At 73.6% G+C, this 17670-nt stretch carries 19 protein-coding genes; 8 read left to right on the top strand and 11 right to left on the bottom strand.

Features of this window, described 5'->3' with window-relative positions; translation table 11 throughout:
* The first annotated feature begins 106 nt into the window (after positions 1-106).
* Complete coding sequence (locus tag J116_RS09015; protein WP_023586763.1) at positions 107-481, top strand: WhiB family transcriptional regulator; 375 nt, start codon at positions 107-109, stop codon at positions 479-481.
* A gap of 203 nt (positions 482-684) precedes the next feature.
* Here the strand turns inward: J116_RS09015 and glpX are convergent, their stop codons facing one another.
* Positions 685-1716, bottom strand: coding sequence for a class II fructose-bisphosphatase (glpX, locus tag J116_RS09010; RefSeq protein ID WP_023586762.1), 1032 nt, complete (start codon positions 1714-1716; stop codon positions 685-687).
* Positions 1717-1851: 135 nt separating this feature from the next.
* Here glpX and J116_RS09005 point away from each other — a divergent pair, with 135 nt between their 5' ends.
* A complete protein-coding gene (locus J116_RS09005; protein WP_201258843.1) occupies positions 1852-2367 on the top strand; it encodes a DUF4245 domain-containing protein in 516 nt (171 codons plus the stop codon).
* Between the two features lie 103 nt (positions 2368-2470).
* Here the strand turns inward: J116_RS09005 and ppgK are convergent, their stop codons facing one another.
* Together ppgK and J116_RS08995 are read right to left on the bottom strand one after the other, a co-directional pair.
* Positions 2471-3160, bottom strand: coding sequence for a polyphosphate--glucose phosphotransferase (gene ppgK, locus J116_RS09000; RefSeq protein ID WP_023586760.1), 690 nt, complete (start codon positions 3158-3160; stop codon positions 2471-2473).
* A gap of 220 nt (positions 3161-3380) precedes the next feature.
* Complete coding sequence (locus tag J116_RS08995; protein WP_079147693.1) at positions 3381-4373, bottom strand: 4-hydroxy-3-methylbut-2-enyl diphosphate reductase; 993 nt, start codon at positions 4371-4373, stop codon at positions 3381-3383.
* A gap of 80 nt (positions 4374-4453) precedes the next feature.
* On the opposite strand from J116_RS08995, the gene xseA reads away from it, so the two are divergent.
* The 3 genes from xseA (at position 4454) to J116_RS08980 (ending at position 6779) form a co-directional block, all read left to right on the top strand.
* Entirely contained in the window at positions 4454-5689 is a 1236-nt protein-coding gene (gene xseA, locus J116_RS08990) for an exodeoxyribonuclease VII large subunit (RefSeq protein ID WP_023586758.1), read from the top strand.
* A 28-nt stretch (positions 5690-5717) separates the two neighbouring features.
* Entirely contained in the window at positions 5718-6026 is a 309-nt protein-coding gene (locus J116_RS08985; RefSeq protein ID WP_235617417.1) for an exodeoxyribonuclease VII small subunit, read from the top strand.
* A gap of 162 nt (positions 6027-6188) precedes the next feature.
* On the top strand, positions 6189-6779 hold the full coding sequence (locus J116_RS08980) for a malonic semialdehyde reductase (RefSeq protein ID WP_023586756.1): 591 nt from the start codon (positions 6189-6191) through the stop codon (positions 6777-6779).
* A gap of 488 nt (positions 6780-7267) precedes the next feature.
* Here the strand turns inward: J116_RS08980 and J116_RS08975 are convergent, their stop codons facing one another.
* Entirely contained in the window at positions 7268-7699 is a 432-nt protein-coding gene (locus tag J116_RS08975) for a DUF6542 domain-containing protein (protein WP_394331479.1), read from the bottom strand.
* Positions 7700-8573: 874 nt separating this feature from the next.
* On the opposite strand from J116_RS08975, the gene ychF reads away from it, so the two are divergent.
* A complete protein-coding gene (ychF, locus tag J116_RS08965) occupies positions 8574-9662 on the top strand; it encodes a redox-regulated ATPase YchF (protein WP_023586753.1) in 1089 nt (362 codons plus the stop codon).
* Between the two features lie 134 nt (positions 9663-9796).
* Here ychF and J116_RS08960 read toward each other — a convergent pair whose 3' ends face one another.
* Both J116_RS08960 and J116_RS08955 read right to left on the bottom strand, forming a co-directional pair.
* Positions 9797-10060 (bottom strand): type II toxin-antitoxin system RelE family toxin, encoded by a 264-nt coding sequence (locus tag J116_RS08960; protein ID WP_023586752.1) that lies wholly within the window; start codon positions 10058-10060, stop codon positions 9797-9799.
* Positions 10053-10322: a type II toxin-antitoxin system Phd/YefM family antitoxin gene (locus J116_RS08955; protein ID WP_019757277.1), complete on the bottom strand. Its 270-nt coding sequence runs from the start codon at positions 10320-10322 to the stop codon at positions 10053-10055. The genes J116_RS08960 and J116_RS08955 overlap by 8 nt, the downstream gene beginning before the upstream one ends.
* A gap of 159 nt (positions 10323-10481) precedes the next feature.
* On the opposite strand from J116_RS08955, the gene J116_RS08950 reads away from it, so the two are divergent.
* A complete protein-coding gene (locus J116_RS08950; protein ID WP_023586751.1) occupies positions 10482-11606 on the top strand; it encodes a diaminopropionate ammonia-lyase in 1125 nt (374 codons plus the stop codon).
* A gap of 52 nt (positions 11607-11658) precedes the next feature.
* Here the strand turns inward: J116_RS08950 and J116_RS08945 are convergent, their stop codons facing one another.
* The 4 genes from J116_RS08945 to J116_RS08930 form a co-directional block, all read right to left on the bottom strand.
* Positions 11659-12306, bottom strand: a complete 648-nt coding sequence (locus J116_RS08945; RefSeq protein ID WP_023586750.1) for a VOC family protein — start codon at positions 12304-12306, stop codon at positions 11659-11661.
* 294 nt (positions 12307-12600) lie between these two features.
* Positions 12601-13005, bottom strand: a complete 405-nt coding sequence (locus J116_RS08940) for a hypothetical protein (protein ID WP_235617330.1) — start codon at positions 13003-13005, stop codon at positions 12601-12603.
* 68 nt (positions 13006-13073) lie between these two features.
* Positions 13074-13334, bottom strand: a complete 261-nt coding sequence (locus J116_RS08935) for a hypothetical protein (RefSeq protein ID WP_023586748.1) — start codon at positions 13332-13334, stop codon at positions 13074-13076.
* Positions 13335-13525: 191 nt separating this feature from the next.
* Positions 13526-14638 (bottom strand): pyridoxal-phosphate dependent enzyme, encoded by a 1113-nt coding sequence (locus tag J116_RS08930; protein ID WP_201258800.1) that lies wholly within the window; start codon positions 14636-14638, stop codon positions 13526-13528.
* Between the two features lie 216 nt (positions 14639-14854).
* Here J116_RS08930 and J116_RS08925 point away from each other — a divergent pair, with 216 nt between their 5' ends.
* Positions 14855-16432, top strand: a complete 1578-nt coding sequence (locus J116_RS08925; protein ID WP_023586746.1) for a S8 family peptidase — start codon at positions 14855-14857, stop codon at positions 16430-16432.
* A 169-nt stretch (positions 16433-16601) separates the two neighbouring features.
* On the opposite strand, the gene J116_RS08920 is transcribed toward J116_RS08925, so the two are convergent.
* Positions 16602-17567: a serpin family protein gene (locus J116_RS08920; protein WP_235617329.1), complete on the bottom strand. Its 966-nt coding sequence runs from the start codon at positions 17565-17567 to the stop codon at positions 16602-16604.
* Positions 17568-17670: the final 103 nt, after the last annotated feature.

Here is a 17670-nt window from a genome sequence, read left to right as displayed (position 1 = left end):
CCACCGGCTGGAAGGCCGTGCCACGCAGTGCATAGGCGTGCGCACAGCGGGTAGGGCTTGCTGCATCGTCTCTCTCGCCCGTGTAGGCCGTCGTCAGGAGTAGACCGTGCTGCCACTGCCGCATCAGCCCCTCCAGGTCGCCGCCGTCCCGTCCCAGCGCGTTCCGGCGCGGGAGGACGAGGCGGGCCCCTGGCACACGGAGGCGGTGTGCCGCCGCGACGAGGCGGGACTGTTCTTCGCCCCGTCGAAGGAGCCCACGGCCGCGCGGCTCGCCCGCGAGGAGGCCGCCAAGCGGGTCTGCGCCCGCTGCCCCGTCATGGTCGAGTGCCGCGAGCACGCCCTGCTCCAGCCGGAGCCGTATGGCGTGTGGGGCGGCCTGACCGCCGCCGAGCGCCGCGTGGTGCTGGCCCGCCGCCGGCGCCGCGACGTGGAGCTGAAGAAGGCCGCGTCGGCCGGACAGCAGATCGCCGCCGCCGGCTGACCGCCCGGGCGGCGACGCGGACGGGCACGTAACGGCGGACCCGCGGCACGGCCCGCACGGGAAGGGGCGCTCCCACCGCACTGGGAGCGCCCCTTTTCGTATCGCCGTCCCGGTCGGCCCCGGCCGGAAACCGCCCGTCCCGGGTCCGCCCTCCGGCGTGGCCCTGCCGCCGGGCCGCCGTGCCGAACCGGCGGCCCCGCGGGCTACTTCGCCCGGTCGAAGTCGATCTGGCTGTACGCGCGCAGCTTCGACAGCCGGTGCGTCGAGTCGATCTGCCGGATCGTGCCGGACTTCGAACGCATCACCAGCGACGAGGTGGTGGCCGTCTCGGAGCGGTAGCGGACGCCGCGCAGCAGCTCGCCGTCGGTGATGCCGGTCGCGACGAAGAAGACGTTGTCGCCGCGGACCAGGTCGTCCGTGGACAGCACGCGGTCCAGGTCGTGGCCCGCGTCGACCGCGCGCTGCCGCTCCGCGTCGTCCTTCGGCCACAGCTTGCCCTGGATGACGCCGCCCAGGCACTTGATGGCGCAGGCGCTGATGATGCCCTCCGGCGTACCGCCGATGCCCAGCAGCAGGTCCACACCGGTGCCCTCGCGGACCGCCATGATGGAGCCCGCGACGTCGCCGTCCGAGATGAACTTGATCCGGGCGCCCGTCTCGCGGATCTCCTTGACGATGCCCTCGTGGCGCGGCCGGTCCAGGATGACGACGGTGACGTCCTCGGGCGCGGTGTTCTTCGCCTTGGCGACGCGGCGGATGTTCACGGACACCGGGGCGTCGATGTCCACGAAGTCGGCCGCCTCCGGGCCGGTGACCAGCTTGTCCATGTAGAAGACGGCGGACGGGTCGAACATGGCGCCCCGGTCGGCCGCCGCCAGCACGGCGATCGCGTTCGGCATGCCCTTCGCGGTGAGCGTCGTCCCGTCGATCGGGTCCACGGCGATGTCGCACTCGGCGCCGGTCCCGTCACCGATCCGCTCGCCGTTGAAGAGCATCGGGGCCTCGTCCTTCTCGCCCTCGCCGATGACGACGACGCCGTTCATCGAGACGGTGGAGACGAGGGTGCGCATGGCCCGGACGGCCGCGCCGTCGGCGCCGTTCTTGTCGCCGCGGCCGACCCAGCGGCCCGCGGCCATCGCGGCGGCCTCGGTGACCCGGACCAGCTCCAGGGCGAGGTTGCGGTCGGGGGCCTCGGGCGAGACCTCGAGTTCGGACGGCAGAGCGTGCTCGGTCATCGGAGCGCACCTTTCTGTACGGCGACGGCCGGTGGTGAAGAGGGTGCTGCGACTCTATCGGTACGTCGACAAATTGAGCAGAGGGGCCCACGTATGAGCGGGATGCCCTGATGCGACCATAGGGGGGTGGCAGGTATGCGAGGCAAGCAGACAGTGCGCGGGATGTTCCAGTCGATGGCGGTGATCTGCGCCGCCGCCGGGGTGATCTACCTCTTCGTCCCGCACGACGACACGGCGGACCCGATCAAGCCGGTGGACTACCGCGTGGAGCTGGTGACGGCCCAGCGCGCCGCGCCCTACCCGGTAGCGGCCCCCGAGGGCCTCGGCAAGGACTGGCGGCCGACGTCCGTCTCGTACGACCGCCACAAGGCGGACGCCTGGCACCTGGGCTTCCTGACGCCGGAGCGCGAGTACGTCGCGGTCGAGCAGTCCACCGACGCCCCGGTGAGGCACGTCGTCAAGGTCACCCACGACGCGCGGAACACGGGGAAGACGCAGACGGTCGCGGGGCGGGCCTGGGAACGCTGGGAGGGCCCCAAGTACGACGCCCTCGTGCTGCGCGAGGAGGGCGTGACGACCGTCGTCACCGGCACGGCGTCCTTCGAGCGGCTCGGGCAGATGGCCGCGGCGCTCAAGGCCGAGCAGGGCTGAGCCCGCCCGAACGCGAGCGCGGCGCCCGCCACGGGGCGCCGCGTCCACGCCGTACGGCCGGGTGAGCCCGCGCCGCACCGCCGTCTGCTTCCGCTTCGTACGGCTAGCGGCCCGCCGCGGCCATGGCGGCGCCGACGATCCCGGCGTTGTTCTGGAGCCGCGCGGGGACGATCTCGGCCCGTACGTTCTTGATCAGCGGCAGGAACTTCTCCGCCTTGCGGCTCACCCCGCCGCCCACGATGAACAGCTCGGGCGAGAACAGCATCTCGACGTGCGCGAGGTACTTCCGCACCCGGTGCGCCCACTCCTCCCAGCTGAGGTCCTTGTCCTCCTTGGCCTTGGTCGAGGCGTGCTTCTCCGCCTCCTTGCCGTTCAGCTCCAGATGCCCCAGCTCCGTGTTGGGCACGAGCCGCCCGTCCACGAACAGCGCGCTGCCGATGCCCGTGCCGAACGTCAGCATGATCACCGTGCCGTTACGGCCCCGGCCCGCGCCGTAACGCATCTCCGCGACGCCCGCCGCGTCCGCGTCGTTCAGCACCGTCACCGGCAGGCCGCCGAGCCGCTCGCCCAGCAGCGCCGCCGCGTCCACGTCGATCCAGCCCTTGTCGACATTGGCCGCCGTACGGACCGTCGAACCCGTCACCACGCCGGGGAACGTCACCCCGACCGGGCCCGACCAGCCGAAGTGCGCCACGACCTCCGCGACACAGCCCGCGACGTCCGAGGGCGTCGCGGGCTGCGGGGTCAGTACCTTGTGGCGGGGCTCGGTCAGATCGCCGCGCTCCAGGTCCACGGGAGCGCCCTTGATCCCCGACCCGCCGAACGGGAGCGCCCTTGACCCCCGCCCCGCCGATGTCCACTCCGAAGACGTTCATGGACACCACGTTACGGCGGGGGACCGGCGCTCCGGGGGAGGACGGCGAACGGCCGCCGACGCTCCGGGGAGGACGCGGCTTGCGCGCCGACGCCCGCGGGGAGGACGGCGTACGGCCGCCGCCCTCTCGGTGAGCGGATCAGTCCTCCGACAGCGCGGCGGCCTCGGCGCGCAGGTCGCGGCGGAGCTCCTTCGGCAGCGAGAAGGTGATCGACTCCTCGGCCGCCTTCACGATCTCCACGTCCTCGAAGCCGCGCCGCGCCAGCCACTCCAGGACGCCCTCGACCAGCACCTCGGGCACCGAGGCGCCGGAGGTGACACCGACCGTCGAGACGCCGTCCAGCCAGGCCTCCTCGATCTCGTCGGCGAAGTCCACCAGGTACGCCTCGCGGGCACCGGCCAGCTTGGCGACCTCGACCAGGCGCTTGGAGTTCGACGAGTTGCGCGAGCCGACCACGATGACCAGGTCCGAGTCGGCGCCCATCTGCTTCACGGCGAGCTGCCGGTTCTGCGTGGCGTAGCAGATGTCGTCGCTCGGCGGGGACATGAGCTGCGGGAACTTCTCCTTCAGCGCGTCCACGGTCTCCATCGTCTCGTCCACCGACAGCGTGGTCTGCGACAGCCAGACGACCTTCGACGGGTCGCGCACCTCGACCTTCGCCACGTCCTCGGGGCCGTCCACCAGCTGGATGTGGTCGGGTGCCTCACCGGACGTGCCGATGACCTCCTCGTGGCCCTCGTGGCCGATGAGGAGGATGTCGTAGTCCTCCTGCGCGAAGCGCACGGCCTCCTTGTGGACCTTGGTGACGAGCGGGCAGGTCGCGTCGATGGTCGCGAGCTTCCGCCTCGCGGCCTCCTCGTGGACGATCGGGGCGACGCCGTGCGCGGAGAACATGACGATGGAGCCCTCGGGCACCTCGTGCGTCTCGTCGACGAAGATGGCGCCCTTCTTCTCCAGGGTCTGCACGACGTACTTGTTGTGGACGATCTCGTGCCGCACGTAGATCGGCGCGCCGTACTGCTCCAGCGCCTTCTCGACGGCGATGACGGCGCGGTCCACGCCCGCGCAGTAGCCGCGCGGAGCGGCGAGGAGGACCCGGCGGGCAGGAGGCGTAGGAGTCATGCCCCCCATCGTAAGGGTGGACGCCCGCGCCGAAGATCCGCACGGGCGGACGCGGCGGCGTTGTCGGTGGCGGCGCGTACGCTCGCCGTATGGCTCTGACTACGTCTGCCGAAGCCCCGCTGCCCGTCGGCCAGGTCTCCCGGCTCATCGGGGGATGGATCGACCGGCTCGGCGCCATCTGGGTGGAGGGGCAGATCACGCAGCTGTCGCGGCGGCCCGGCGCGGGCGTCGTGTTCATGACGCTGCGCGACCCGTCGCACGACATCTCGGTGAGCGTGACGTGTTATCGCCAGGTGTTCGACGCGGTGGCGGACGTCGTGTCCGAGGGCGCGCGGGTCGTGGTGCACGCGAAGCCGGAGTGGTACGCGCCACGCGGCCAGCTGTCGCTGCGGGCCGCGGAGATACGGCCGGTCGGCATCGGCGAGCTGCTGGCCCGCCTGGAGCAGCTGAAGCGGTCGCTGGCCGCCGAGGGGCTGTTCGCGATGGAGCGGAAGCGGCCGCTGCCGTTCCTGCCGCAGCTGATCGGCCTCGTGTGCGGCCGGGCTTCGGCGGCGGAGCGCGATGTGCTGGAGGTGGCGCGCCGCCGCTGGCCGGCCGTCCGCTTCGAGGTGCGCAACGTCGCGGTGCAGGGCGTCCACGCGGTGCCGCAGGTGGTGCGGGCGGTGCGGGAGCTGGACCGTATGGACGACGTGGACGTGATCGTCGTCGCGCGGGGCGGCGGCAGCGTGGAGGACCTGCTGCCCTTCTCCGACGAGCAGCTCGTACGGGCTGTCGCCGAGTGCCGTACGCCGGTCGTGTCGGCGATCGGGCACGAGCCGGACTCACCGCTGCTGGACCTGGTCGCCGACCTGCGCGCGGCGACGCCGACGGACGCGGCGAAGAAGGTCGTCCCCGACGTGCGCGAGGAGCTGGAGCGGGTGCGCTCGCTGCGGGACCGCGCGCTGCGCTGCGTACGGGGGCTGCTGGAGCGGGAGGAGCGGGGCCTCGCGCACGCGCTGGCCCGGCCCGTGATGGAGCACCCGCAGCGGATGGTGGAGGAGCGGGAGGCGCAGGTCGAGGCGCTGCTGGCGCGCAGCCGGCGGGTGCTGGGCCATCTGCTGGACCGCGCCGACTCGGAGCTGGCCCACACCCACGCGCGCGTGGTGGCGCTGTCCCCGGCGGCCACGCTGGAGCGGGGGTACGCGGTCCTCCAGCGGCCGGACGGCTCGGTGGTGCGCTCACCGGACGAGGTGGCCGGGGACGAGGAGCTGCGGGCGCGGGTCGCGGCCGGGGCGTTCACGGTGCGGCGCGTGGACGGCGGCGGCGCTGTCGGAACCCGACCGTAGGGTGGAGGACATGGCGAGGGTGGAGGACATGGCAGCGGACACGACGGACGCGGTGACGGAGGCGGGCGCCGGGGCGGCTGACGCGGGCGCCGGGGCGGCGACCACGGTGGCGGTGACGGCAAGCGGCGCGGCCATCGGGTACGAGCAGGCGCGCGACGAGCTGATCGACGTGGTCCGGCGGCTGGAGGCGGGCGGGACGACGCTGGAGGAGTCGCTGGCGCTCTGGGAGCGCGGCGAGGAGCTGGCGAAGGTCTGCCGTCACTGGCTGGAGGGCGCGCGCGCCCGGCTGGACGCGTCGCTGGCCCAGGAGCGGGAGAGCTCCGACCAGGAGGGGTAGGCCTTCGCGGCGGGGCCGCGCGGGGGCACGGGTGCTGTGACGTGGAGCACCACACCGCGCCTTTAGTTGAAGGTTCATCTATCCCGGCGTACCGTGGAGGCATCGCGCGGCGACGTTCCGTCGCGCGGCACCCCTGACTCGTACGTCGGAAGGCACCACCCCATGTCGCTCGTCCTCGACCCCGCCGCGCAGGACCTGCTGTTCCGCGAGGCCCGCACCGCCAACACGTTCACCGACGAGCCGGTGACCGAGGAGCAGGTCCAGGCGATCTACGACCTGGTCAAGTACGGCCCGACCGCGTTCAACCAGACGCCGCTGCGCATCGTGCTCGTCCGCTCGGCCGAGGCCCGCGAGCGCCTCATCCCGCTGATGGCCGAGGGCAACCAGGCGAAGACCGCGACCGCCCCGCTCGTCGCGATCCTGGCCGCCGACAACGAGTTCCACGCGGAGCTCCCGAAGCTGTTCCCCGCGTTCCCGCAGGCCAAGGACGCCTTCTTCGCCGAGCGCCCGGTCCGCGAGGCGTCCGCCGGCATGAACGCCGCGCTCCAGGCCGCGTACTTCATCGTGGGCGTCCGCGCCGCCGGTCTGGCCGCCGGCCCGATGACGGGCTTCGACCACGCGGCCGTCCAGAAGGAGTTCCTGGACGACGACCACACCCCGCTGATGGTGGTCAACATCGGCAAGCCCGGCGACGACGCTTGGTACCCGCGCTCCCCGCGCCTGGCGTACGACGAGGTCGTCACCACGGTCTGACGCCCGGGAAGCCCCCCAGACGGCGGCCCCGCGACACCACCCCCCTGGTGGCGCGGGGCCGCCTTTCATTTCTTGGCTGACCGGCTGCCCGGCACGACACCGGTTCGAAGAGGCGGTACCCGTCATCCCTGCGGGCCGACTACGCGCGACAGCCTCCGCGCGCACCGGCGCCACTCGTAGAGTCGGGCCAGGTGCCGGGTGGAAGGGGCGCGAACGCCTCACGATCCGGGCGAGCCGGCGCGGGACCTCGGCTTCTTCGAGGGGACAGCGCGGTCGCGATCGACGTGGCCCTCGCGGCCCCGCAGGCGACGTACCCGCCTGCCGACTGGAGCGCGTACGCGGAAGAGCGGCCCGCGACGCGCCCGCCTCGGGGAGAACTGGCCAACCGCCGAAGAACGGCACCTGTGGTGCTCGGGGAACACCCCAGGTGCCGCGGGCCCCGGCCGTGCGGGCCCCGGCCTTGCGGGCACCGCTGTGCGGGCCCCGGCTCAGGGGCGCCGTGGGGCCGTGGCCGGAGCGGGGCCTCTGGCGGCTGCCGCGGTGGCCGCCCGCTGGCGGCGCCCCATGAGCCGTACCTTCCGTACGCAGGTGATGAGCCCGGCCACGAGCGTCCCGCCGTACAGCCATCCGGCGTGCACCGCGAGCGCGGTCACCAGGGCCATCGCGTGGCCCCCGAACCCGCCCTCGCCGCCCGCGATCGGCATGACCCCGACGGCGAACGCGATCGGCACGCTGATCGGCGCCGTCACCAGGTCCGCGCTCCGCACCCACAGCGCGGTCGCCGCGCTGACGGGCAGGAACAGCAGCCCGTACACGAACGGCGAACCGTCGAACAGCAGCCAGTCGATGAACCCGACCAGCAGCATCGCGGCGGAGGCGAAGAGTCCGCCGCCGAGCCCGGTCAGCCGGGGGTGAGGCAACCGCCGTACGGCCCGGAGCACCCCGGCGAGCCCCCGCGACGCACCGCCGCCGTGCCGGACGCCGTCACGCCCGCCACCGCGAGGCCCGCCCCGCCCGGCCCCGCCACCCCGGGGCCCGCCCGGCCCACCGGCCCCGGGGCCGCCACCGCGCACCCCTCCGAGGGACCGCCCGCCGCCACCCGGAGCACCGCCCCGGCCCGGCTGGGCAGCGCCCCGGCCGCCCTTGGCACCACCGCCGGGCCCGGCGGCCGTACCACCGCGCGACCCCGCCGCCCGCGGAGCACCGCCGCCGCGCGACCCGGCCGCCTGCGTACCGCCTCCAGGGGCGGCCCGGCCGTCCAGCCGCTGCGGCCGCCCGCCGGGCTGACCCCCGCGCGGCACTCCCGGCCGGGCGTCGAGCCGCCCGCCACGTCGTCCACCGGACTGCCCGTCCATGTGCGCACCCTCCTGGCTGTCGCGCCGGCCGTCGCGGGGGCTCACGCGCCGCGCGTCCGGCCGTACCTCGGGCTGTGCCACCGGCCGCCGGCCGGGCTGGTCGCCGACCGGGGGCCCGTACCGGACCCCCGCGCCCTCGGCGACGGGCTCACCGGCCGCCCCCGCGCCCCCGCCCGTCGGCCGCTCCGCGACGGCGCCCCTGGTCGGGGCGGCCTGCCGCGGCGGCGCCGGGCGGCGAGGGGGACTGCTCCGGTGCTGCTCCACGGTGACAAAGTAGGCGGGGGACGGCCCGAAAACCGGTACGAGACACACCTTTGGGATGACCTTGGCGTGAAGTCCACCGCCCGGACCCGGACCGCCCGCCCGTCGCCCGAGGCGCCGGCACGCCCGTAAACTGGGGGGTCGGCCCACCATCCACACTTCTAGGGAAGTCGCCAACGTGTCGCTCACGATCGGAATCGTCGGCCTGCCGAATGTCGGCAAGTCGACCCTGTTCAACGCCCTGACCAAGAACGACGTGCTGGCGGCCAACTACCCGTTCGCCACGATCGAGCCCAACGTCGGCGTCGTCGGCGTGCCCGACGCCCGTCTGGCCAAGCTGGCGGAGATCTTCTCCTCGCAGCGCGTCCTCCCGGCCACGGTCGACTTCGTCGACATCGCGGGCATCGTGCGCGGCGCGAGCGAGGGCGAGGGCCTGGGCAACAAGTTCCTGGCGAACATCCGCGAGTCCGACGCCATCTGCCAGGTCATCCGCGCCTTCAAGGACGAGAACGTCGTCCACGTCGACGGCAAGGTCTCGCCGAAGGACGACATCGAGACGATCAACACCGAGCTGATCCTCGCCGACCTCCAGACCATCGAGAAGGTCCTGCCGCGCCTCCAGAAGGAGTCCCGGATCAAGAAGGACGTGGCGCCGAAGGTCGCCGCGGTCGAGGCGGCCAAGGAGATCCTGGAGCGCGGCGACACCCTCTTCTCGCAGGGCATCGTCCAGGGCTCGGAGAAGGCGGAGCTGCTGCACGACCTCCACCTGCTCACCACCAAGCCGTTCCTCTACGTCTTCAACGTGGACGAGGAGGAGCTGACGGACGAGGCGTTCAAGGACGAGCAGCGCGCGCTGGTCGCCCCGGCCGAGGCCATCTTCCTCAACGCCAAGCTGGAGGCGGACCTCGCCGAGCTGGACGAGGAGGACGCCATGGAGCTCCTCCAGTCCGTCGGCGCCGAGGAGCCCGGCCTGGCCACCCTGGCCCGCGTCGGCTTCGACACCCTGGGCCTCCAGACGTACCTCACGGCCGGCCCCAAGGAGGCCCGCGCCTGGACGATCAAGAAGGGCGCGACGGCCCCCGAGGCGGCCGGTGTCATCCACACCGACTTCCAGAAGGGCTTCATCAAGGCCGAGGTCATCTCCTTCGACGACCTCGTCGCCACGGGCTCGGTCGCCGAAGCCCGCGCCGCCGGCAAGGCCCGCATGGAGGGCAAGGACTACGTGATGCAGGACGGCGACGTGGTGGAGTTCCGCTTCAACGTGTGAGCGGATGAAGTGACAGCACCTCGCTGACGCGGCGAACACGCAGGTCAGAAGGGGCCCGGCTCGTGGCGGCCAGGCCCCTTCGTCGATCCCGTGCTGGATCGGTGCTGGATTTCCTGACCTGATGTCAGGCTGGCTCAGGTGTCGTAGACGGTGGAGCGATGGCCGACGTGCACCACCCACACCACCAGCTCACCGTTGTCGATCGTGTAGCTCACGCGGTAGTCGCCCACCCGTAGGCGACGCCGGTCGGGCTTGGAGACGAGGGCCGTGGTGTTGAACCCCAGCGGGTCGCTCTCCAGCTCGGTCAGCCTGGCCAGAATGCGGAGGGCCATGTCTCGCGGCACCTCGCGGAGCTCGGCCTGAGCCTCGGGTCGGAAGACGGTGCGGTACTCACTCACTGCGCGCCAGCGTCTCCCTCATGATGTCCTCGATCGGGATGCCGGGAGCCGGGTTGGCCATGCGCTCGTCGATGATCCGGTTGATCTCGCGCTCCTCCCACTCCTGGTATTTCCGGAGCACTTCGATGGACACCACGGCAGCCACCTGCTTGCCTCGGCGCGTGATCACGGTGGGCAGGTCGTCGCGGTCAGCCCTCTCCACGACCTCGGCCAGGTGTGCCCGGACATCGCGGATGGACTCTATGGGCAGTGGCTGTGTCATGCGTCAGGAGTACCGAGTGTCGCATGTGTACACGACGCGGCGACGGAGGGCGCTGCCGGGGCCACGGCCAGCCAGGGAGTCATGGCACCCATGACTCCCTGCGGTCCGGCATCGGATCTTCGCTGGACCGGGTGTGGGAGGCTGCCGGACCCTGGGGGCGTGTCTGAGAAACCTGTCTCCTTCCGTACACCGCCGTGGCTCGCGCGGACCGGCGGCCGCGACTGGCGGTGTGCGTCCGCCCCCGCCGACGTACGTGGCTTCCATGCCGCGCTGCCCGGCTACGCGCCCACTCCGCTGACCGAACTGCCCGAGCTGGCCGTGGAGTCGGGCGTCGGCCGGGTCTTCGTCAAGGACGAGTCGTGCCGTCTCGGTCTGCCCGCCTTCAAGGCGCTCGGCGCCTCCTGGGCGGTCCACCGCACCCTCACCGAGTGGACCGCACGGGGTGATGGAGCGGGCCCCGTCACCCTGGTGACCGCCACCGACGGCAACCACGGTCGTGCCGTGGCCCGCATGGCGCACCTGCTCGGGCAGCATGCCCACGTCTTCGTGCCCCGGGGCGTGCATCCGCGGGCCGTCGCGGCCATCGCCGCCGAGCACGCCGAGGTCACCGAAGTGCCCGGGCCCTACGACGAGGCGGTGCGCCGGGCGGCCGAGGCGGCCGCCTCGCCCGGCGCGGTCCTCGTCCAGGACACCGCGTGGCCCGGGTACGAGCGGATCCCGGGGTGGATCGTCGAGGGGTACTCCACCCTCTGCGCCGAGATCGACGAGCAACTGGCCGCCGAGGGGATCACCGACGGGCCCGACCTCGTCGCCGTACCCGTGGGCGTGGGGTCGCTGGCGCAGGCCGTGGTCACCCACTACCGCAGCCACCCCGCCGGGCACGCTCCGGCACTGCTGTCGGTGGAGCCCGCCGCCGCGGCCTGCGTCCTGGAGAGCCTCACCCTCGGCGCACCCGTCAGCGTCACCACCGGCGAGACCAGCATGGCCGGCCTGAACTGCGGTACTCCCTCCAGCATCGCCTGGCCCTACCTCCGCGACGGGCTGGACGCCGCTGTCGCCGTCGACGACGCCGACAGCGCCCGCGCGGCCGCCCGGCTGGCGGTCCTCGGCGTCTCCTCGGGCCCGTGCGGGGCCGCGGCGCTCGCGGGGCTGCGCGCGACGCTCACCGGGGCGGGCGCCGACCAGCGCCGTACGGCACTGGGGCTCGGGCCTTCCTCGGTGGTGGTGCTCCTGAGTACGGAGGGCGCGGCGGCCAACCCGTACTCCTCCGCCACCGGTCACTGAGCGCCCGCCGCCACCGCCGCACGGCCGGGAGCCGGGACGGCGTGGGGGCGGGCTACGCGGCGGTCTCCCAGACGAAGCCGTCCGGGTCGGTGAAGGAGCCCGCGCTGCCGCCGAGGACGACGCGGTGCGAGCCGGTGCCGTCGGCGGGGACGCCGAGGTCCTTGGCCAGGCCGCGGCGCTTGTACAGCGCCAGCTTGACGGCACCGGCCGCGCCCGGGGCGAACTCGGCGTACTTGCCGCCGAAGCTCCTGGCCACGGTCAGGCCCCGCTCGACGTAGAACCGCTTGCCGGCCTTGACGTCCTCGACGCCGAGCAGGAGGACGATGTCGTCGATCTCCCGGGTGGCAGGGCCGGCGTCCTTCTTCTCCGGCGTCGCGACCTTCCAGATCGTGCCGTCCGGGGACCGGACGACGCCGCCGTACCCCCACAGCGACTTCGCGGCGGGCTTCAGCACCGTCGCCCCGGCGTCCACGGCGGCGCCGACGAAGCCGTCCACGGTCGCAGGCCCGGACACCGTGAGCGCCAGCGTGAAGCCGCGGAAACCGGTGGACCGCGCGTCGGACGCCCGCAGGCGGATGTGCGTGTCCACGCCCAGGGCGGTGGAGAAGCGATGGGCCTCCTCCAGGTCGGTCACCTCCAGGGTGACGCAGGTGAGGGACGCAAGGGGCGTGACGGGCGTGTGCGATGCGGTGATTGCCATGACCCTCACGCTACGAGCCGACCCTCGGCCGACGCTTCTCGAATCCTGACCGATCCGGCCGGCCCCCGATGTCCATGTGGGGGGGTTCTGCGGGGTGGGCAGGGCGGGGAGTGGATCAGAAGAATCTCTCCGATGCCTACGAGCGCTACCGGCCGCGCTGCCCGCCCGAGTTGTGGCGTCAGGTGGTGCGGCGGCTGCCTCCGGGGGAGCGGCGGCACGTCGTGGACGCCGGGGCCGGGGCCGGGGCCAGCGGGCCAGTCGCCGGTCCCCGGCCCCGGTCGTCCTCGCGCGAGGTCAGGGGGACGGCCGCTGTGACAGGTGGGCGGCCAGCTGTTCGCGGGTGGTGGACGGGTCGGACACCAGGGCGGCCAGTGTGTCGTCCGCCAGGGGCGTGGTCGCCACGGCGGGGCAGCGGTGGCACGCGGCCGTGCCCGTCTGGTGCCACCACTTGCACTGCGGCCGCAGATGGCAGCGCGGCACCGGGTCGGTGTCCGGGGGCGCCGGGAGGGCCAGCATCCGGTCGGCGAGGCCGCAGTCCGTGCCGACGCGGTTGGCGCACTCGCTCACGCAGTGCGACGCGAACCGCAGCACCCGCGTCGGCGGCACGCCGTCCGGCAGGGTCGGTACGACTTCCGCGGCGGCGACCGGCGTGGCCAGGTAGGCGACCTGGCCGTCCGGCCCCGAGCGCACGCCAAGCACCACCGACTCCGGGCGGTCGGGCGCTCCGCTCGGGCACCACCGGACGGCCGGTTCCTCCACGGCCACCGTCAGCAGGGCCGTACGCCGGTGTCGGCCTGGGGCGCGACGAAGCCCACCACGTTGCCCTCCGCGACCGCGCCGCCGTCGCTCAGCTCGCGCTCGACGGCCAGGCGGACGCTGTCCGCGAGCTGCTCCGGCGTGGCGATCCGGGCGACCGCCGTACGCTCGGACGTGCGCGGCGCCGCCGACGCCGTGGTCACCGACGCCGCCGCCAGGCCGGTCGCCAGGGCCGCGGCCGCGGCGGCGGAACGCAGGGTGGACTTCCTCATTCTCAACTCCCAGACGAGACAACGGGGTTCGAGCACCACAACGGTGCCCCGCCGCGTCCGCCACGGCAAGATCCCCGCTCCGCTCTTCCGCCGTCCGGCCGGATCTGCGCCCCGCCGCGGCCGGATCCATACCTGGGCGGGGGCCGTCCTCGGCGGCGGCGTGCGGCGCCCGCCGGCGGGGGCGCCCCCCGCTACGCCCCCGCCGCCAGGCCCGTCTTCGCGCCCGCGCCGCACAGGGGGACCACGGTCTCGCCCCGTGGCGGGTCCGCCGTGACCGCCGCCCAGCACGCCACGCCCGTCGGCTCCACGAACAGGCCCCTGCGCGCCAGGTCGCGCTGAGCGGCCCGGATCTGCTCGTCCGTCACCGTGCGGAACGTGCCGCCCGTCTCCCGTACCGCCCGCAGGATCTGGCGGGCGCGCGGGGGGTGCGGGATGGCGATGCCCTCCGCCAGGGTCGGCGCGGCCGGTACGGGCTCCGCGTCCGCCGCGCCCGCCGCGTACGCCCGCGCCAGCGGCGCCACCGGGCCCGCCTGCACCGCAATCAGCGCCGGGCGCCGCTCCACCAGGCCCGCCGCCAGCAGTTCGGACACCGCCAGGGCGGCGCCCAGCAGCAGCGTGCCGTTGCCGACCGGGACGACGAGCGTGTCCGGCAGGCGGCCGCCCAGGTCCTCCCACAGCTCGTACACGTACGTCTTCGTACCGTGCAGGAAGTACGGGTTGTACACGTGCGACGCGTAGAAGGCGCCGGGCTCGTCCGCCGCCGCGCGCGCCGCCCGCGCCGTCGCCTCCCGGTCGCCCGGCACGACCTCCAGCCGCGCCCCGTGCGCCCGGATCTGCTCCAGCTTCTTCGGTGACGTCGCCTCCGGTACGTATACGACGCAGTCGAGCCCGGCGCGCGCGCAGTACGCGGCGACCGCCGTGCCCGCGTTGCCGCTGCTGTCGGCGACGACCCGGGCGACCCGGTCCGGGCCGATCCGCCGGGCCAGCTCCACGAGGAGCACGGCGCCCCGGTCCTTGAACGACAGTGTCGGCATCAGATAGTCGAGCTTCGCGGAGACGGACTCCGTCAGCCGGACGAGCGGCGTGCGGCCCTCGCCGAGCGAGGCGTACGGGTCGCGGAGCGGCAGCGCCTCCTCGTAACGCCACAACGAGTTCACCCGGCCCGCCAGCGCCGCCCGCGGCACGGGGGCGGCGGTGAAGTCCAGGTCCCAGGGGCCGCCGCAGCGCGGGCAGCTCCAGGTCAGCGATGAAGCGGAGGATCGCACTCCGCATTCCTGGCAGAGGTATTCGGCTTCCTGAGGCATGGCGGCCAGCATGACAGTTGTGCGACGCACTTGTTAACGGCTGTTCAGACCCTTGTGGGATTCCTATGGATCGGCCAACCTTTCGCCTGGCAGGCCAAGGTGGTTGGCGCCGCGCTCCGCGTGGCGCGTTCCGTCGTGCATGCATACATCAGGGGTTGTCATGCACCTGCCGATATCCCCCACAGCAGCGCACCACCGATGAGGAGGACCCCTCACATGCACGTGATGCGTACCTCGCGGCGCAGAGCCGCCGCCGCCAGTGCGATAACCGTCGCCGCCCTCGCCCTCGGCACCCTCGCCGCCTACCCGGCAGCCGCCGCCGGTACGGCCGCGGAAGGCGTCATCCAGTACGCGGACGACCCGAACGCCGTCGAGGGCAGCTACATCGTCACGCTCGACGAGTCCGCCGCCGACTCGGACGCCAAGTCCGGCAAGGCGGTCGCGGCGAAGTACGGCGCCAAGATCAAGAAGACGTACACCGCCGCGCTGAACGGATACGCGGTGCAGCTCTCCGAGGCCCAGGCGAAGAAGCTCGCGGCGGACCCGGCCGTCGAGTCCGTCGTCCAGGACCGCGTCTTCACCATCAGCGGCACCCAGCCGAACCCGACGTGGGGCCTCGACCGTGTCGACCAGCGGAACCTGCCGCTCAACCAGAGCTACACCTACCCCGACCCGGGCGGCCAGGGCGTCACCGCGTACATCATCGACACCGGTGTCCGCATCACGCACAGCGACTTCGGCGGCCGTGCCTCCTACGGCTACGACGCCGTGGACAACGACAACACCGCCCAGGACGGCAACGGCCACGGCACCCACGTCGCCGCCACCGTCGCGGGCAGCGCCTACGGCGTCGCCAAGAACGCCAGGATCGTCGGCGTCCGCGTCCTCAACAACAGCGGCTCCGGCACCACCGCCGGTGTCGTCGCCGGCATCGACTGGGTCACCCGCAACGCGGTGAAGCCCGCCGTCGCGAACATGAGCCTCGGCGGCGGCGCGGACTCCACGCTCGACGCGGCCGTCCGCAACTCCATCGCGTCCGGCGTCACCTACGCCGTCGCGGCGGGCAACGAGAGCACCGACGCCTCCACCAAGTCGCCCGCCCGCGTCGCCGAGGCCATCACGGTCGGCTCCACGACCAGCTCCGACGCCCGCTCCAGCTTCTCCAACTACGGCAGCATCCTGGACATCTTCGCGCCCGGCTCGTCCATCACGTCGGCCTGGCACACCAGCGACACGGCCACCAACACGATCTCCGGTACGTCGATGGCGGCCCCGCACGTCGCGGGCGCGGCCGCGCTGTACCTGGCCAACAACCGCAGCGCCACCCCGTCGCAGGTCGCCACGGCGCTGACCTCCAACGCCACCACCGGCGTGGTCACCAACCCGGGCAGCGGCTCCCCGAACCGCCTGCTGTACGTCGGTGACGGCGGCACCACGCCTCCGCCCACCGGCTCCCGCTTCGAGAACACCGGCGACTACGCGATCAACGACCTCGCCACCGTCGAGTCGCCGGTCACCGTCACGGGCGTCTCGGGCAACGCGCCCTCGGACCTCAAGGTCGAGGTGAACATCCAGCACACCTACATCGGTGACCTGCGCGTCCAGCTGGTCGCCCCCGACGGCACCGCCTACCTGCTGAAGGACTACGGCACGGGCGGCAGCGCCGACAACATCAACACCACGTACACCGTGAACGCCTCCTCCGAGGCCGCCAACGGCACGTGGAAGCTGCGGGTGAGCGACAACTACCGCTACGACACGGGCAAGATCGACGCGTGGGCGCTGCAGTTCTGACGCTTCCGCGGATCTGATCCGACAGCCCGACAAGGGGCGGCCGCCGGTACCGGCGGCCGCCCTTCCGCGTGCCGGGTCCGTGCCTGCCGGTGCCGGGGCCCCGCGTGCCGGGTTCCGAAGCGCGTGCCGGGGTCCGCGCCTGCCGGGTCCGAAGGGCGTGGCCGGCCGGCTACGCGTACTCCTCGTCGTCCCGTTCCTCGTACGGCATCGGCTCCGCGACCCAGCCGGAGGCGAGGACCAGCCGCGACGTGCGGTGGACGGCCAGGAAACCGAAGGGCCTGGCGAAGTCGGCGCTGAGCCGCAGGGACCGGTACCGCCGCTCCGGGACGCCCGCCGCGTACGCGCTGACGGACGTCACGCTCGCCGCGCGGAAGCCGAGCGGCCCGAACACCGCCGTCGCCGTCTGGGCGGCGGCCTCCAGGGCGAGCGGCACCGGACTGATGCCGGGGAAGTGGCCGCGGGTGCCGTCGAGCGCGGCGGCCAGCCCGTACACCTCGGGGAGAGCGGTGAGGTCCAGGTCGGCGGCCAGGTCGAAGGACGGGACGGTCAGGCAGAGCTGCGGGGGAGTGGGACGGGGCTCCCGTACCGCCTCCAGCGTCAGACCCGGCCCCGGGGCGCCCGGGGGCAGCCGGTCGCCGGGCTCCGCGCGCCACCGGCCGGTGAGCAGTCCCGTACCGGCGGCGACGACCTGCCCGGGTGTCATGTGCTCCTCGCCCAGCAGCAGGTGGACGTCGACGCCCGTGTCGCCGAGGACGCGCGCGACGGTCACCGTGCCCGCCCGGGTCGCGGTCACCCCGATCCTGTCCAGGAGGGACGACCAGCGGTACAGGGACGGCACGATCCGGCCCGCCCAGGGACCCGTCCAGACCTCCGCGTACGTCTCCCGGAACGGGCGGAACCAGTCCGCGCGCAGCGACAGCGCGCTCGCCAGGACCGGTTCGGTGTCCGGGCCGACGGGCACGGGGAGGTGCGGGACGCGGCCACCGGTGCGTTCGGCGGCCCAGGTGTCGAGGGCCCGCCGGTCGGCGCCGGGCGCGCCGGTGAGCGTGCCGCGGGCGGGGCCGGGAAGGGTGTCCGTCCACGTGCGGTGGAGGGGCAGGCCCGCGCGGGTCCACAGGCCGAGCGCGGCGTCCACGCCCCGGGCCGCGCCCAGGGCGGTGAGCAGGGCGCGGGCGGCCGGCCCCGCGTCTCGGCGGGCATGCCGAGCGCGTCCTCGAGTCCGGTACGGGCGGGGGGCC

The organism is Streptomyces thermolilacinus SPC6, assembly GCF_000478605.2.
GTDB lineage: Bacteria > Actinomycetota > Actinomycetes > Streptomycetales > Streptomycetaceae > Streptomyces > Streptomyces thermolilacinus.
This window is presented reverse-complemented; position numbering and strand designations above follow the sequence as displayed.